14 protein-coding genes, 1 tRNA gene and 3 pseudogenes are annotated in these 17,272 nt (G+C 40.8%); 7 read left to right on the forward strand and 11 right to left on the reverse strand.

Going from position 1 to position 17,272, the window contains the following annotated elements; translation table 11 throughout:
- Positions 1-183: 183 nt before the first annotated feature.
- Positions 184-267: transfer RNA gene (locus RE317_RS17950), tRNA-Leu, on the reverse strand.
- A gap of 184 nt (positions 268-451) precedes the next feature.
- Here RE317_RS17950 and RE317_RS17955 point away from each other — a divergent pair.
- Positions 452-1,495 (forward strand): mannose-1-phosphate guanylyltransferase, encoded by a 1,044-nt coding sequence (locus RE317_RS17955; RefSeq protein ID WP_008668453.1) that lies wholly within the window; start codon positions 452-454, stop codon positions 1,493-1,495.
- Between the two features lie 88 nt (positions 1,496-1,583).
- On the opposite strand, the gene RE317_RS17960 is transcribed toward RE317_RS17955, so the two are convergent.
- The 3 genes from RE317_RS17960 to RE317_RS17970 all read right to left on the reverse strand — a co-directional run bounded on the left by RE317_RS17960 (position 1,584) and on the right by RE317_RS17970 (position 3,856).
- Positions 1,584-1,991, reverse strand: coding sequence for an HIT family protein (locus RE317_RS17960; RefSeq protein WP_005845399.1), 408 nt, complete (start codon positions 1,989-1,991; stop codon positions 1,584-1,586).
- A gap of 51 nt (positions 1,992-2,042) precedes the next feature.
- Positions 2,043-2,507, reverse strand: a complete 465-nt coding sequence (gene greA / locus RE317_RS17965; RefSeq protein ID WP_005845398.1) for a transcription elongation factor GreA — start codon at positions 2,505-2,507, stop codon at positions 2,043-2,045.
- Positions 2,508-2,707: 200 nt separating this feature from the next.
- On the reverse strand, positions 2,708-3,856 hold the full coding sequence (locus RE317_RS17970; protein ID WP_005845396.1) for a thioredoxin-like domain-containing protein: 1,149 nt from the start codon (positions 3,854-3,856) through the stop codon (positions 2,708-2,710).
- A 215-nt stretch (positions 3,857-4,071) separates the two neighbouring features.
- Between RE317_RS17970 and pnp the strand changes: the two genes are divergently transcribed.
- Positions 4,072-6,207, forward strand: a complete 2,136-nt coding sequence (gene pnp, locus RE317_RS17975) for a polyribonucleotide nucleotidyltransferase (protein WP_011965175.1) — start codon at positions 4,072-4,074, stop codon at positions 6,205-6,207.
- A 184-nt stretch (positions 6,208-6,391) separates the two neighbouring features.
- Here the strand turns inward: pnp and rd are convergent, their stop codons facing one another.
- A complete protein-coding gene (gene rd / locus RE317_RS17980; RefSeq protein WP_005845392.1) occupies positions 6,392-6,556 on the reverse strand; it encodes a rubredoxin in 165 nt (54 codons plus the stop codon).
- A 74-nt stretch (positions 6,557-6,630) separates the two neighbouring features.
- A complete protein-coding gene (locus RE317_RS17985) occupies positions 6,631-7,329 on the reverse strand; it encodes an NAD-dependent deacylase (RefSeq protein ID WP_008668454.1) in 699 nt (232 codons plus the stop codon).
- A gap of 127 nt (positions 7,330-7,456) precedes the next feature.
- Between RE317_RS17985 and RE317_RS17990 the strand changes: the two genes are divergently transcribed.
- Together RE317_RS17990 and RE317_RS17995 are read left to right on the forward strand one after the other, a co-directional pair.
- Positions 7,457-8,041, forward strand: coding sequence for an FKBP-type peptidyl-prolyl cis-trans isomerase (locus tag RE317_RS17990; RefSeq protein WP_005845388.1), 585 nt, complete (start codon positions 7,457-7,459; stop codon positions 8,039-8,041).
- 21 nt (positions 8,042-8,062) lie between these two features.
- Positions 8,063-8,929 carry an FKBP-type peptidyl-prolyl cis-trans isomerase gene (locus tag RE317_RS17995; RefSeq protein ID WP_005845386.1) on the forward strand — a complete coding sequence of 289 codons (867 nt, stop codon included), beginning with the start codon at positions 8,063-8,065 and terminating at the stop codon, positions 8,927-8,929.
- 78 nt (positions 8,930-9,007) lie between these two features.
- Here the strand turns inward: RE317_RS17995 and RE317_RS21000 are convergent.
- From RE317_RS21000 to RE317_RS18005, 3 genes and pseudogenes are all read right to left on the reverse strand, one after another.
- Positions 9,008-9,262 (reverse strand): annotated as a pseudogene (locus RE317_RS21000) (Na+-dependent phosphate transporter); the annotation flags it as partial.
- A gap of 54 nt (positions 9,263-9,316) precedes the next feature.
- Positions 9,317-9,439, reverse strand: a pseudogene (locus RE317_RS21005) (Na+-dependent phosphate transporter); the annotation flags it as partial.
- 133 nt (positions 9,440-9,572) lie between these two features.
- Entirely contained in the window at positions 9,573-11,264 is a 1,692-nt protein-coding gene (locus tag RE317_RS18005) for a Na/Pi cotransporter family protein (RefSeq protein WP_005845382.1), read from the reverse strand.
- An 81-nt stretch (positions 11,265-11,345) separates the two neighbouring features.
- Between RE317_RS18005 and RE317_RS18010 the strand changes: the two genes are divergently transcribed.
- From RE317_RS18010 to RE317_RS18020, 3 genes are all read left to right on the forward strand, one after another.
- Positions 11,346-13,019 (forward strand): nucleoside kinase, encoded by a 1,674-nt coding sequence (locus RE317_RS18010; protein WP_085930160.1) that lies wholly within the window; start codon positions 11,346-11,348, stop codon positions 13,017-13,019.
- A gap of 346 nt (positions 13,020-13,365) precedes the next feature.
- The gene (gene hypD, locus RE317_RS18015) at positions 13,366-15,747 is read left to right on the forward strand and encodes a trans-4-hydroxy-L-proline dehydratase (RefSeq protein WP_050541155.1); all 2,382 of its coding nucleotides are present in this window, start codon (positions 13,366-13,368) and stop codon (positions 15,745-15,747) included.
- A 4-nt stretch (positions 15,748-15,751) separates the two neighbouring features.
- On the forward strand, positions 15,752-16,660 hold the full coding sequence (locus RE317_RS18020; RefSeq protein WP_008668463.1) for a glycyl-radical enzyme activating protein: 909 nt from the start codon (positions 15,752-15,754) through the stop codon (positions 16,658-16,660).
- Here RE317_RS18020 and RE317_RS21010 read toward each other — a convergent pair.
- Positions 16,661-16,904, reverse strand: a pseudogene (locus RE317_RS21010) (aminopeptidase P family protein); the annotation flags it as partial.
- A 105-nt stretch (positions 16,905-17,009) separates the two neighbouring features.
- Entirely contained in the window at positions 17,010-17,240 is a 231-nt protein-coding gene (locus RE317_RS21015) for a Xaa-Pro aminopeptidase (protein ID WP_032939399.1), read from the reverse strand.
- Between the last annotated feature and the right edge of the window lie 32 nt (positions 17,241-17,272).

A 17,272-nucleotide genomic window follows, 5' to 3' on the forward strand; every position in this document is an offset into this window, starting at 1 on the left:
CGTTCGGGTTTCATAAAACAAAGGTAAGCAAAGGTAGCTAATTTTAAAACTTAACAACCAGAAATTTCCGCTGAGCCCATCTTTGGTGGAATACATAAGGATGATTGGGAACAATTTGGGAACATCTCCGATAAAAAGAAAAAGCTAAGTATTGAATTATCAATTACTTAGCTTTTTTCTTCGTACCCAGACCCGGGGTCGAACCGGGATGGAAGTGAATCCACTGGTGTTTGAGACCAGCGCGTCTACCGATTCCGCCATCTGGGCATCTCTTGAAACATTGTTTGTTTCTCGATTGCGGTTGCAAAGGTACGACTTTTTTTCATACCTGCAAACTTTTCGGCATTTTTTTTCAAAAAAAGATAAATATACTACGATTTATGGGATAACGGACAATGGTTTTCTAAAAATAAGCCCTATATTAGCGGAAACTTTAAAACGATTTTATATCATGACAAACAGCAATAATTATTGTGTCATCATGGGGGGAGGTATAGGTAGTCGGTTCTGGCCATATAGCCGCAAAAACCTTCCTAAACAATTCCTTGATTTCTTCGGGACCGGACGTTCTCTAATACAGCAAACGTTTGATCGTTATAAAAAAATAGTCCCTATAGAAAACATTTTTATTACAACCAATGTATTGTATAAAGAACTGATCCAAGAACAACTCCCAGAATTGGACAAATCACAAATTTTATTGGAACCCACCCGCAGAAACACTGCTCCATGTATAGCTTGGGCTTCCTATCATATAAAAAAACTCAATCCAAATGCCAATGTCATTGTCGCACCGTCCGACCACCTGATTTTAAAAGAAGATGAGTTCAAAGCTGCAATTTTGAAAGGCTTGGAATTTGTTTCAAACTCTCCTCAATTACTAACATTAGGTATCAAACCTAACAGACCGGAAACCGGCTATGGCTATATTCAGATTGAGGAAGAAAAACAAGGAGAATTCTTTAAAGTAAAAACATTCATTGAAAAGCCCCAATTGGAATTTGCCAAAGTATTCGTAGAAAGTGGAGAATTCTATTGGAACTCAGGAATATTCTTATGGAATATCAATACAATTTTAGAAGCCTTCAATGAGATTATGCCCGAAGTTTGTACCAAACTGACTAACGGAGAAGAAGATTTTGCCTCCTGTCCCAATATCTCCATTGACTATGGAATCATGGAGAAAGCCAACAATGTTTTCGTCCAATTGTGCGACTTCGGATGGGCAGATTTAGGTACATGGGACTCCTTGTATGATATATCATCCAAGGACCAAGAAGGTAACGTCGTAGTAAACGGAAACTCCTTATTATATAACAGCTATAATAATGTAATAGTAGTGCCAGAAGGGAAATTAGCCGTAATACAGGATCTAGAAGGTTATTTAGTAGCCGCAAGAGACAATGTATTACTCATATGCAAAAAAGATGACGAAAGCGCTATCCGAAAATTCGTAAATGACGTACAAATCAAACTAGGAGATCAGTTTGTATAAAAACAGGTAACCGGAGTTTAATCATAAAGGAAAGCGGGAAACAGAATATCCGTTTCCCGCTCTTTATATTTACTAAGAAAGAAAAAGATTACTTGTCACCACCTTCCCAGGCTTGATTGATTGCTGTTGCCACCTCCACAAATTCTTCATTTGTCAGTTTCAACTTCGGATTAGAAAAAATCATATCCGACTCTTTCTGAATAGGAATCAGATGAATATGTGCATGAGGAACCTCTAATCCGATTACTGCCTCACCTACTTTCTTGCACGGAAAAACCTTTTGAATAGCAAGCGCCACACTCTTTGCAAAAACATGCATAGCAGCCAGTTCATTATCCTCCAAATCAAAGATATAGTCCACCTCACATTTCGGAACAACCAACGTATGCCCTTTGGCTAACGGATTGATATCCAGAAAAGCATAGAACTGGTCATTTTCAGCCACTTTATAGCTAGGAATCTCACCTGTAATAATTCTACTAAATATTGTTGCCATATCTATAAGTATTAAATAAGGCAGCCCCGCATAGCGGACCTGCCTTATATATTAAAATGAAATATTCACAACTTCTAAGCTGATTTTACCTTGCGGAATAGTGATTTCAGCCACATCACCCACTTTTTTTCCTAACAAACCCTGTGCTATCGGAGTGTTTACCGAAATCTTGCCCAATTTTAAATTCGCTTCGCTTTCGGCTACGATAGTATAAACCATCTTCATTCCGGTCTTGGCATTCTTCAATTCTACTTTCGTCAAAATTTGCACTGTATCTGCATTCATTTTTGAAGTATCAATAATTTTAGCATCACCAATAGTTGATTTCAGCTGGCTGATCTTCATCTCCAATAGACCTTGCGCCTCTTTGGCAGCATCATATTCGGCATTTTCTGACAAGTCTCCCTTATCACGCGCTTCGGCAATAGCCGACACAATTTTAGGACGTTCTACTGATTCCAGATATTTCAGTTCCTCAATCAGTTGCTTGTAACCTTCTTCTGACATATAAGCCATAATGTTTTCCTCCTTTTAAATTATATAATTATTCATTGTTCCAGTTATGCCTATAAAAACAAAAAGAATTCCGACATGGAAATGTCGGAACCCTCTTTGGTATTTCAAGTCTTGCAAAGATAGACTTTTATCTAATACGAGTCAAGTTTATAAGGATGCTATGTAACATGTTTAAACAAATTCAACTCATAATTAGCTTTTTACAAGAGTTTTTTAATGGCTTCATCCAAATCTTTAATATTCTCACCACGGGCACTTAATTCATTATTACGATTTACCAAAAATACCGAAGGCAGATTAGTTACATTATATAATGAAATGTATGAAGAATAAGCGCCATTAGCGTCACGTACACAGACCCAAGGCAGATTATCTGCAGATGTTTTCCAAAAGTGTTCATCACCATCCAGTGAAATCTGGTAAATCTCGAACCCTTGAGAAGCATACTTATTATAAAGTTCACGTAACGCCAAATTATGTGCAGCAGACATTGCATTGTTATATACAGTAAAATCGATCAGCACCACTTTACCCTTCAAATCGGTCAGACTGCGTGTATTGCCTTTCAAGTCTTTCAGCTGAATATCAATAATGCTGGCTTCCTTGATTTTATCTTCAGGAATTTCCATGGTCTGCTGACGGGGAGTACGGGTATTCTTCATTCCTTTTATAACCATATTGTACAAGTTGCGTGAACGGTCGGCATGTGGATAAGCATTATTCAGACTCGTAGCCACCGCAGCGAAACACTTCACATCCTCCTTATTTGTCAAAGGATCAAAAATCATATACCCATTCAACGACTGGAATAAAGCGAAATAAGCATATGGCATATTTGGAGCCGCAAAAATATATTCTCGTTTCACTTTATTCTTGTAATTGTTTACCATAGCCAAAAGGCTGTCTTGTGCGATGCCCGCAGGGATATTACGGTTCTGACCGAGTTTGTCCACATTCTTCTGCAAATCAGCTTGCAGCAACACCAATTCCTTTATTTTCAAATTGTTTTCCGAACCTTCAATACGATAGGCAGTCGCAAAATCATTTATCTCAGCCTTAACTGATACTGTTTCCGTAGAGTCTACAGCAAAGTTTATCACTTTATTATCTAAACGCAAACGATAGAATTCAGGAGATTCCGGGCGCTTCTGTGCAAAACTAAAACTTCCGCTACTGCCCAATTTTGCCGAATCAAGCGCTACTATGCCATCCAATCCCGACGCTTCCAAATAAAGCATCTTATCTTCAGCACCATTAATTTCACCTTGAACTTTGAACTTCGGTGCATTATCGCAGGCGCTCAACCCTATCAACAGAAGTGCGAGCAAAAAATATACATTCTTTTTCATCGCTAAAATTAATATAAATGTGTGTTCTCTTAATAATTTTGGATGCAAAGATACGTCTTTTCGTGGTTTGTCAAAGCATTTATCCACCTTCTTACACATTAAAATGAAAAAAAACAGTAATCATAGTAACTTTTTATCTCATTCTCACCAAATTAGAAGAATAAATGCCTATCTTTGCACGAATTTTAGACGAAAAATATATTAAAACATTTTTTATGATCAATCCAATTGTTAAGACGATCGAGCTTCCTGATGGTAGAACCATCACACTCGAAACGGGAAAGCTGGCAAAACAGGCAGACGGTTCTGTAATGCTCCGCATGGGTAACACCATGTTGCTAGCTACTGTTTGTGCAGCAAAAGATGCAGTTCCCGGTACAGATTTTATGCCCCTTCAGGTAGAGTACAAAGAAAAATATTCAGCATTCGGACGTTTTCCCGGTGGCTTTACCAAAAGAGAAGGCAAAGCTTCAGATTATGAAATCCTGACTTGCCGACTGGTAGACCGCGCATTGCGTCCTTTATTCCCCGATAATTTCCATGCAGAGGTTTACGTAAACATTGTTCTTTTCTCAGCTGATGGAATAGATATGCCTGATGCATTGGCAGGATTGGCCGCTTCAGCAGCATTAGCCGTTTCCGACATTCCTTTCGGCGGACCGATTTCTGAAGTACGCGTAGCACGTATCGATGGCCAGTTCGTTATCAACCCCACTTTCGAACAACTTGAGAAAGCTGATATGGATCTGATGGTTGCAGCCACATATGACAACATCATGATGGTAGAAGGCGAAATGCAGGAAGTCAGCGAACAAGACTTGCTGGCTGCCATGAAGGCTGCTCACGAAGCAATCAAAGTTCATTGTAAAGCGCAGATGGAACTGATGGAAGAAGTCGGTTCTACAGTAAAACGTGAATACTGCCACGAAGAAAACGATGAAGATTTACGCAAAGCCGTACGCGAAGCTTGTTATGATAAAGCATACGCCATCGCTGCTTCAGGAAACAGAAACAAGCATGAACGTCAAGATGCTTTTGATGCCATCCGCGATGAATTCAAAACTCAATATACAGAAGAAGAACTGGAAGAAAAAGGTGCATTAATCGACCGTTACTACCACGATGTGGAAAAGGAAGCCATGCGTCGTTGTATTCTTGATGAAGGCAAGCGTCTGGACGGACGTAAGACAACTGAAATTCGCCCTATCTGGTGCGAAGTAGGTTATCTGCCCGGCCCTCACGGTTCTGCCATTTTCACCCGTGGTGAAACTCAGTCTTTAACTTCTGTCACATTAGGCACCAAGCTAGATGAGAAAATCGTAGACGATGTTCTGGATCAACACAGAGAACGATTCTTGTTACACTACAACTTCCCCCCTTATTCTACCGGTGAAGCAAAAGCACAACGTGGTGTAGGTCGTCGTGAAATCGGTCACGGGCACTTGGCATGGCGTGCTTTGAAAGGACAAATTCCTGCAGGCTACCCATACACAGTACGTGTAGTATCTGATATCATGGAATCAAATGGTTCTTCTTCAATGGCTACTGTCTGTGCAGGAACGCTTGCATTAATGGATGCCGGTGTTGCCATGAAAAAACCAGTTTCAGGTATTGCCATGGGCTTGATTAAGAATGCAGGTGAAGAAAAATATGCCGTATTGTCTGATATTCTTGGAGATGAGGATCACTTGGGTGATATGGACTTCAAGGTTACAGGTACTCGTGATGGTATCACTGCTACACAGATGGACATCAAGGTAGATGGTCTATCATTCGAAATCTTGGAAAAAGCGTTACTGCAAGCAAAAGAAGGTCGCGAACATATTCTTAACAAGTTAACCGAATGTATAGCCGAACCTCGTAAAGATTTGAAACCGCATGCTCCTCGTATTGAAACGATGACTATTCCTAAAGAGTTCATTGGGGCTATCATCGGTCCGGGCGGAAAGATTATCCAAGGTATGCAGGAAGAAACCGGAGCAACCATCACGATTGAAGAAACTGATGGAGTAGGTCGCATTGAGATTGCGGGAACAAACAAGAAATGTATTGACGATGCTATGCGCATTATCAAGGGTATCGTTGCCGTTCCCGAAGTCGGTGAAGTCTATGTAGGTAAAGTCCGTTCAGTAATGCCATATGGCGTGTTCGTAGAATTCTTGCCTGGTAAAGACGGATTGTTACACATCTCTGAAATTGACTGGAAACGTCTTGAAACAATAGAAGAGGCCGGTTTAAAAGAAGGGGATGAAATAGAAGTGAAGTTACTTGATATTGATCCCAAGACAGGTAAATTCAAGCTCTCTCACAAAGTATTACTGCCTCGTCCTGAAAAGCAAGAAAAGAAATAAGAACATTCTTTTTTATACCATAAAGAGCGCAACCTGTTATAGGTTACGCTCTTTTTTTTAAGGCAAGCCATTAATAATAATGTAAAATAAAAAAGCGCAACTAAATAATAATTAGTCGCGCTATCTGATATATCATACAAAAGAAATTCCTCCGCTTTATATGATATCCGGTTATAAGGTAGGATCAATCTTCTTGAACTTCGAAATCATCTTTACCTACTCCGCAAAGAGGGCAAACCCAATCATCTGGAATATCTTCAAATGCTGTTCCCGGAGCGATTCCACCTTCAGGATCTCCTTCTGCCGGGTCATAAACCCAACCACATACTGTGCAAACGTACTTTTTCATAATTGTCTCTGTTTTATGTTTTAAATATTCTTTAAATACATAACAAATATACAAGGAAATTGTTTACTTGCAAACTATCCCACTAATATTTTTTTAAGCTCTTCCATTCCTTCGGACGCACCTTTCTGAATTACATGCACTTTACGTCCCGATGCAATGGGCACCTGCTTAGGATCTATTAAATAAACAGGAGTGCGGGCAGGCACATAATTCAACAAACCGGCAGCAGGATATACATTAAGCGAAGTTCCTATAATTAAAAAGATATCAGCTGTTTCAGCATATTCAATTGCAGTTTCAATCATAGGAACAGATTCACCAAACCATACAATAAACGGACGAAACTGGGAACCGTCTCCGGCCAAGTCTCCCAAATGTATCTCATATTCTTCCGGCTTTAATTCTTTAATATAAGCTGGATTATTAGGTTGCCAACTAGATGTCACCTTGGTCAGTTCGCCATGTAAATGAATAATATGCGAACTTCCGGCACGCTCATGCAAATTATCAATATTTTGAGTGATAACAGTCACATTAAAGAACTTTTCCATCTCAGAAACCAGTTCATGCCCCCGGTTAGGCTTTACAGCAAGCAACTGTTTACGACGCTCATTATAAAAATCAATCACCAATTTAGGGTTTGCCGCATACCCTTCCGGAGTAGCCACTTGTTCCACCGGATACTGATCCCATAAACCACCTGCATCACGAAATGTACTGATACCGCTTTCTGCACTCATTCCAGCACCTGTTAAAACTACTAAATTCTTCATTTCTAGTCCTCCTCTTTTAACTAAACACACAAAAATAAGAAAAATTAAATTGTTAAAAACAGATTCATTCAAATAAAACACCTACCTTTGTGCGTTTTGTATAAAACATCTTATAAAATAAATAGTTATGGATAAATTCAGTTACGCCATCGGCCTTGGTATTGGCCAGAATTTATTGAGCATGGGTGCTCAAAGTATTAATGTTGAAGACTTTGCTCAAGCAATCAAAGACGTATTAGATAGAAAAGAAACGGCTATCAGCCACAACGAAGCACGTGAAATCGTAAACAAGTACTTTGAAGAGCTGGAAACCAAATTGAATGCAGAGAATATTGAAAAGGGAAAATCATTTTTGGAGGAAAACGCAAAAAGACCGGGGGTCGTGACACTTCCCAGCGGCTTACAGTACGAAGTTATCACAGAAGGTAACGGAAAAAAACCGAGTGCAACCGACCGTGTAAAATGCCATTATGAAGGTACCTTGATTGATGGGACTTTGTTTGACAGTTCTATCAAACGCGGCGAACCGGCTATCTTTGGTGTGAACCAAGTAATCAAAGGATGGGTGGAAGCACTCCAACTGATGACTGAAGGTGCTAAATGGAAACTTTTCATTCCTTCAGAATTAGCCTATGGAGCACAACAGGCAGGAGAAATGATTCCTCCTCACAGCACATTGATTTTTGAAGTAGAATTAATCGAAGTATTATAATTATTAAAGCATTTAAGGCAAATGAAAAAAATTAGTTTTTTTGTAGCAATCGCTGCTGCAGCCAGCTTGGCTTCTTGTACAGCCCAAGCACCGAAAGCAAACATGAAGAATGACGTAGACTCACTTTCTTACATGATGGGTATCACCAACACGCAAGGTCTGGATATGTATATGAGCCAACAACTGGGCGTTGACACAGCCTATATGGCCGACTTCATCAGAGGTGTTAAAGAAGGTACCAGCAAGACAAGTCCTAAAGACGTTGCTTATATGGCAGGTCTTCAGATTGGTCAACAAGTTGGTGGACGTATGTTCGATATGATGAGCCAACGTATTTTCGGAAATGACTCTACTCAAAGTTTAAGTAAAGAAAACTTCCTGGCAGGTTTCATGGCTGCTTTGCAAAAAAAAGGCATGAATGTTACTATGGAAGAAGCCAACGCCTACGTTCAGTCTAAAGCAGAAGCAATCAAAACAAAAGCTACTGAAGCCCAGTTCGCTGAAAATAAGGCTGCCGGTGAAAAATTCCTAGCTGAAAATGCAAAGAAAGAGGGTGTTAAAACTACATCAAGCGGATTGCAATATAAGATAATTAAAGAAGGTAACGGCGCTGTTCCTACCGATTCTTCTAAAGTAAAAGTAAACTATAAAGGTACTTTGATTGACGGAACTCAGTTCGACAGTTCATATGATCGTAAAGAACCGACTACTTTCCGTGCTAATCAAGTAATCAAAGGATGGACTGAAGCACTGACAATGATGCCAGTAGGTTCTAAATGGGAACTTTACATCCCTCAAGACTTGGCTTATGGTGCACGTGAAGCCGGTCAGATTAAACCTTTCTCTACTTTGATTTTCGAAGTAGAACTGGTTGGAATCGAAAAATAACCTCATTTTAATACGATTTACAAAAAAGCGTGGAACATTCGTGTCTCACGCTTTTCTTTTAACTTGTCCTTCTACAAATCAAATTTTCTTTTCCTTTATATCTGTACGTGCCTCAACAACATTTACTACATAATCGCCTAATTCTTCGCATTCGCTGATAATATCCATATAATAATCCCCCGTCTGATAATTATATTCCTTATTATTCACATCCAATACATTCTGATCCTTCAACTGGTTGCGGTAATTGTTTCTCTCATTCTCTATATTAAATGATTTGTTAGGATCAACCAAATGATATCCGTCTTCTTCCAAAGATACTATTTGTTGCAGTGGAAGGCTGTACAATGCACCTGTCAACAATCCGGTGAAGCGATTCGTGGTCATAGCACCCAAAATATGGCGCAAATGCCCACCTGTCAGTTTTTGCAAAGCCTTACTCACGGTTTTCATACCATATATCAGAAGTACCAGTGAGCCTATCAGTTTCAAAAAAACAAATATTGACATGTAGATTCTCTTTTATTTAGACTCTCTTCTTTCTTACACTTTATTAAAAAACACAGAGACACAAAGTATTTAACCCATCATAGGTTAAACCTTGCACCTCTGCACCTATTCTGTTCACCATAGCCCTTTCAGGTCAGGATTTCTTTTCCTTCACATTGCTACTGGCTTCCACCACATTTACTACATAATCGCCCAGTTTTTCACATTCTCCAATAATATCCATATAGTGCACCCCCATCTGATAATCATACTCCTTATTATTCACATCCAGCACATTTTGGTTCTTTAGCTGATTACGATAGTTATTTATTTCATTCTCTATATTAAACGATTTATTCACATCTACCACATGATGCTCATCTTCCACCAACGAAATCATCTGAGACAAAGCATCATCAGTCAACTGGAACATCTGATGAATATGATCATACTGTTTCGGAGTAAAATCCATATCACTGCGATGTTTACGATTGATAGTACGTGCCAAATTATAACAGCTGTCCCCGATACTTTCTATTTCAGTCACTTCACGAAGCATAGCACGAATTTGCAACTTACTTTCAGAACTCAAACGCCCGTCGGATACCTGATTCAGATAATTAGCGATCTCCACCTCCATGTTATCGCTTATATTCTCATATTTCTCAATACGACTGAACAATTTGTTAAAGTCATTGTCATTAGTGGTGTGAAGCAGATCCCGCACCATGCCAAACATACGATGAGTACGCTCTGCAAAGAGATTGATTTCCTTGCGTGCCTGCAATATAGAAAGCTCTGCCGTAGAAAGCATACCACCTGTAATAAAGCGCAAACGATATTCCTCATCCTGCTCTCTCTGAGGAATGATTTTACAGACAGTTTTCTCTATCAACTTGACAAACCAAATAAGAATCAACACATTGCATATATTAAAAGTAGTATGAAAAGCAGACAGTTTAAAAGATACGGCAACAGCCGGATCTGCTGTTCTCATTATATCTTCTACAAACCATGAAACCCCCATAGTTACAGGCTTGAAAAGGCATAACACCCAAATAACCCCAAAAACATTGAACACCAAATGAGCCAGCGCAGCCCTCCTGGCCTGCGTATTGGCAGTCAGTGCGGCAAGGTTAGCGGTTATAGTGGTACCAATATTCTCGCCAAGTACCAACGCAGCCCCCAGCTCAAAACTAATCCAACCATTGGCACACATAATCAAAGTAATAGCCATCGTTGCAGCCGATGCCTGTACAATCATGGTAAGAACTGTACCGATGACAACAAATAAGATAACAGAGCCAAATCCCATATCAGTATAGTTCTGAACAAAAGACAACATTTCGGGGTTTCTACTTAAGTCAGGAGCATTCGTCTTCAAGAGAGAGAGGCCCATAAACAAAAAAGAGAAACCGAATATAAATTCTCCAATGGATTTACGGTTACTCTTTCCTGAAAATAATAAGGGTACGCCAACAGCCAATAACGGAAGTGCCATAGCAGCAATATCTACTTTAAACCCTAACGCAGATATAATCCATGCAGTGACAGTGGTACCGATATTTGCCCCCATAATGACTCCAATTGATTGTGAAAGTGTAAGGAGTCCGGCATTAACGAAACTTACTACCATAACAGTAGTAGCAGAAGAGGATTGAATTAACGCAGTGATAAGAACACCGGTTAGCACTCCGGTTACCCGGTTGGTGGTCATCGCTGTGAGGATTTTACGCAGTCTGTCACCAGCAAACTTTTGCAGCCCCTCACTCATGATTTTCATTCCATAAAGGAATAGCGCCAGTGAACCTAGCAGCTTTAAGAAATCATAAAAAGAATACTCCATCTTTAATTAATTTGGTAGGAATTGGCTAATCTCCCTTTTATTCAGTAAATTTCAAGCCGTTTCACTACGTTAGTAATAATTATTACGATTATGTTACAAATCTGTTGCAAAAATAACAATATTTCAAAGAACTTCCCAATCGGAAGCTCACTTTTGGATATTTATAATGGTTTTAATCTAGATATCCCATACGGGCCGGTCAGTGCCAAAGTCAATAACAAAGTAGAAGGACTCAATTACCGGGCCTATAATAATAAGGATGTAGAGTTCCTGAACATACTGAATCCTTCAGGAATGCGTACCTATGTCCGTTCTCTCTGCTTCATCTTGTGCAAAGCGGTGGAGGACTTATACCCTGATGGAAAAATCATGCTTGAACATCCCGTATCCAAAGGATATTATTGCGCCTTGCAGATAGGACGCGAAACCGGGCTGGATGATGTTTCCCGTATTAAGCAGCGAATGAAAGAGATTGTGGAAGCCAACATCCCTTTCCACCGTTTTGAATGTCACACAACTGAAGTAGTAGAACTATTCCGCCGGAAAGGAATGATGGACAAAGTTAGACTGCTTGAAACTTCAGGGGAACTTTACTCCTATTATTATACTTTAGAAGATACCATTGACTACTACTATGGCAGTCTGTTGCCCAGCACCGGATATATCCGCAAATTCGACATTGTTAAATACTATGACGGCTTGTTGCTGCGAGTCCCCAACCGTCAGAATCCGGAAATATTGGAGGAAGTAGTAAAACAAGAAAAAATGCTGGAAGTATTCAAAGAGCACCGACGCTGGAATCAGATTTTAGGTGTGGGTACTGTAGGAGATTTCAATGTGGCCTGTAATGAAGGTTATGCCACCGATCTGATTAATGTGTCTGAAGCCTTGCAGGAAAAAAAAATTTCCAATATTGCTGATGAGATATACCACAGAGGAAAAAACGGTCAAAGAGTAAAACTGGTTCTTATCTCCGGTCCATCCTCTTCTGGTAAAACGACTTTCAGCAAACGACTCAGTATCCAGTTGATGGCAAACGGGCTGAAACCTTACCCCATCTCCCTGGACAATTACTTTGTTGACCGAGAAAAGACACCAAAAGATGAAAAAGGTGATTATGATTACGAATCATTGTATGCATTGGATTTGGAGTTCTTCAACAAGCAATTACAAGATCTGCTTCATGGAAAGGAAGTAGAGTTACCACGTTTCAACTTCACCACAGGAAGAAGGGAATTTAAAGGTGACAAACTTAAGATTGACGATAACATGATATTGATTCTCGAAGGGATTCATGCACTTAACCCCGAATTAACCCCTCATATTCCCGCCGAGAATAAATATAAAATATATGTATCGGCATTAACCACTATTCTGCTGGACAATCATAATTATATTCCGACTACCGACAACCGTTTGTTGCGCCGTATTATCCGCGATTACAAATACCGTGGCTATTCCGCAGAGGAAACAATCAGAAGATGGCCCAGCGTACGCGCCGGAGAAGAAAAATGGATCTTCCCATATCAGGAAAATGCAGATGCCATGTTCAATTCTGCCCTGTTGTTTGAACTGGCCATTATGAAGGATTATGCCATTCCTATTCTAAGGAATGTTCCCAATAACAAACCGGAATATTCAGAAGCATACCGTTTACGCAAATTCTTGGAATATTTCGCTTCGGTACAAGATAAAGAATTGCCTCCCACTTCTTTACTGAGAGAGTTTTTAGGAGGAAGCAGTTTCCGGTATTAACCTGTTATTAAACAGTATATAAGTTTTGTTTATGTGCAAAACAAACTGTAATTTCGGCCATTATTAAACAAGTATAAGTGAATGCACTCCAAAGGCTATAGAAAACTGTTCAACTGCCTGATGTTCTACTACTAAGAACATTTCTTCTTCAGGAGGGTATGCCAAAAGCCAGCAGACTGTACATTACACCACCATAAAGATGGATTAAATGACAGCGTATCTTACTTTTGGCATACGTTTCTTTCTATTTGATATCTTATTCTCTTGCACATCAATTGGTCGGATCCATTAATCCGCCCTTATGGAAATTTCTATTTATGAACCAGTAGACCTTATTATAACTCTTATGAAAACAACAATCAACGGTATGACAGACCGTATCCGACGCCTACGTCAAGAATCTTTTGATACACAACCTTCTTTGTCCATAGAACGTGCTCTGATAGAAACCGAATTTTACAAAGAAAACGAAGGAAAGTATCCAATTCCTATTCTAAGAGCACTGAACTTCCTTGAAATCTGTAAACGGAAAACTATATACATAGGTGAAGACGAACTGATTGTAGGTGAACGTGGACCACGCCCCAAAGCCGTATCGACTTTCCCTGAACTGACCTGTCACAGCGTGGAAGACCTTCATGTATTGAACACCCGCGAATTGCAGCGTTACACCATCAGCCAGGAAGATATAGACACCTATGAGCGCGAGGTAATTCCTTATTGGAAAGGGCGCACCCAACGCGAACGCATCTTCAATCACGTTCCCAAAGAATGGAAAGAAGCTTACGAAGTAGGAATGTTCACTGAATTCATGGAACAACGAGCCCCCGGCCATACTTCTCTGGACGGAAAGGTTTATCAACATGGCATGCTGGATTTGAAAGAACGTATTGCACATGAGTTGAAAAATCTGGATTTTATGAATGATCCAGAAGCAACCGACAAACAAGAAGAACTGACCGCCATGTCCATCTCCTGTGATGCCGCTATCATTTTTGCCGAACGCCATGCCGAACTGGCCGAAAAGATGGCTGGACAAGAAACCGATCCGAAACGCAAAGAGGAACTGAAAAAAATAGCGGAAATCTGCCGATGGGTTCCTGCACATGCCCCCCGTACTTATTGGGAGGCCATACAAATGTACTGGTTTGTCCATCTCGGCACCATTACAGAGCTGAACGGATGGGACGCCATGAATCCAGGACATTTTGACCAGCACCTCGCTCCTTTCTATGAAAAAGACCTGGAAGAAGGAATACTGACCCGTGCAGAGGCCAAAGAACTGATGTCATGTTTCTTTATCAAAGTAAATAATCAGACAGCCCCACCCAAAGTTGGCATCACCGCCAAAGAAAGCGGTACCTACAATGACTTTACCAATCTGAATATCGGTGGCATCAAACGTGATGGTAGCAACGGAGTCAGCGAAGTATCCTATATCATGCTCGAAACAGTAGATGATCTTCACCTGTTACAACCCGGAAGCGCCCTGCACATCAGTGTATGCACCCCGGAGCGTTTCCTGCGCGAAGGCTGCAAAGTAATCCGTAAGGGCTATGGCTACCCATCTGTATTCAATCCCGACACATACGTCATGGAACTGATGCGACAGGGAAAAACACCGGAGGACGCTCGTGAAGGCGGATGTAGCGGATGCATAGAAGTAGGCGCTTTCGGAAAAGAAGCTTACATACTGACCGGTTACCTTAACGTACCCAAGATATTGGAAGTCACCTTGCACAACGGAACAGATCCTGTATCAGGCAAGAAAGTAGGCTTGGTAACAGGAGATCCCTGCACCTTCCGGAGTTATGAAGAACTTTATGACGCATTTCTTAAACAAATCCATTATTTTGTAGATATGAAAGTACGCGTCAGCAACTACATTGACCGTATGTTCGCCAAATACGCTCCCGCCACTTTCCTGTCTTTGTTCATTGATGACTGTATCGCCAAAGGAAAAGATTATTATAACTGCGGACCGCGTTATAACACAAGCTATATTCAATGCACCGGTTTGGGTACTATTACCGACAGCCTCTCCGTTCTGAAAAAACATGTATTCGAAGAACGTAAATTCAATATGGAGCAAATCATCCATGCTACCGATACCAACTTCGAAGGACAGGAAGCCATGAGACAGTTCATACTGAACCGTACCCCTTTCTTCGGTAACGATGACGAATATGCAGACCGCATCGCCATCCAGATTTTTAATGACCTTTACGATGCCATCGAGGGAAAGCCGAACACCAAAGGCGAATGTTTCCATCTGAACATGTTGTCTACCACCTGTCACGTTTACTTCGGCAAAATGATGAATGCCACCCCCAACGGCCGTCTGGCCGGACGTGCCATCAGTGACGGTACCTCACCCTCACACGGAGCAGATACCCACGGGCCATCCGCCGTTATAAAATCATTAGGAAAACTGGACCAGGTGAAAAGCGGAGGCACTCTATTGAATCAGCGCTTCCTGCCTTCACTTCTTAAACACGATGAAGACATAGCCAAACTGGCAAGCCTCATCCGCAGCTATTTTGCTTTAGGAGGACATCACATTCAGTTCAACATAGTAGATACCGCTACCCTGCATGCCGCCCAAAAACATCCGGAAGAATACCGGGACCTATTGGTACGCGTAGCTGGATACAGTGATTACTTCAATGACATGAATACAGATTTACAATATGACGTAATAGCCCGCACGGCACAAGAAACCTTCTGACAAGATGAGTCTGATTTTCGACATCAAACGCTATGCCATCAATGACGGACCGGGCATCCGCATCACACTTTTCATGAAAGGATGCCCGCTCTCGTGCATATGGTGCCATAATCCCGAAGGCATTCGTAACGGAAAAGACAAACTATACACAGCCAAGAAATGCCTCGGCTGTGGAACTTGTCTGAAAGCATGTCCCAACGGGGCACTGACACTGGCTCCCGAGGGTATTATCACCGACAAACAAAAATGCGTGTTATGCGGACGCTGTGCCGAAGAATGTCCGGCAATGGCTATCGAGATATCAGGAACGGAATATACCGCCGAATACCTGATGCATGAAATAGAAAAGGAAATTCCATTTATGGATCAATCGGGCGGTGGAGTTACTTTTTGTGGTGGAGAACCGTTGCTTCATCCCGAATTCTTGATTGATATACTGAAACGTTGCGGACAACAGGGAATTCATCGGGCGGTAGATACCACCCTGCTTGCCCGCAAAGAAACAGTGGATGAAGTGATGCGGAATTGTGAACTATTGCTTATCGACTTAAAATCAATGGACAGTACCGTACACCAGACATTCTGTGATGTTCCCAATGAATTAATTTTGGAGAACATCCGCAGAGTAGCAGAAGCTGACTTCCCTTATTATATCCGTATTCCATTGATTGAAGGAGTGAATGCAGATGAAAAGAACATAAAGCTGTCTGCCGAATTTTTGGCCAGTCTTCCACGGCATCCTGAGATAATTAACCTATTACCTTACCATGATATAGGAAAGGGAAAGCATGCAAAGCTAGGCAGTATCTATAACCCTAAAGGATATAAAATGCAAACGCCATCCGAGGAAGTACAACAGCAGTGCATACAAATCTTGACTGATTACGGTTTAAAAGCAACCATAGGTGGATAATTATATATCATCGTTCTGTAGTAAAAGGACCTTCGTACCCCAAAAACGTGCCCCGTCCTCCGTTATCAAATAATCTTCCTCATTACGCAACTCTGTAAACTCACGATAACTCTCCAACTTATCATAATCGATAAAATCCTTAAAGCATTTCTCCGCTTTCCAACAATCTATTAATATAGATACCCGGTTCTATAGTAAGTTCAAATTCCGGTTCCAAAGATCCGGCCAGCCTTAATAATTTACGGCTGACCTAAGTACTTTTCTAATGAATCACCTGTCTTTTAGCAACTGCTTTTTCCAAACACTTCTTCAAATCCGCGGCAGAACCAGTTTCTGTCACTCCCACCCTCTACGCTTTCTCACACAAGGCAGGCTGGATCCCATCCATACAATATGATATCCATATCGCCAATCCGGCATAGGGCAAGTCCCAAAAATAAAGAGAAGTAGAACCTTGGCGGAAATGATAAGTATTATCCGCATAGTCGCCACTCTCCTCGTTATCTAAAATAGCAAGAAACCTATCCCCACGTTTTTTCAAACTGTTACGACGGGTTGTATAAGTTTCTTTTGCAAACATAATCTTATGTTTTTTATATAGATGACAGGTAA

This window comes from Phocaeicola sp. GP0067 (assembly GCF_031119655.1).
GTDB classification, from domain to species: domain Bacteria; phylum Bacteroidota; class Bacteroidia; order Bacteroidales; family Bacteroidaceae; genus Phocaeicola; species Phocaeicola vulgatus.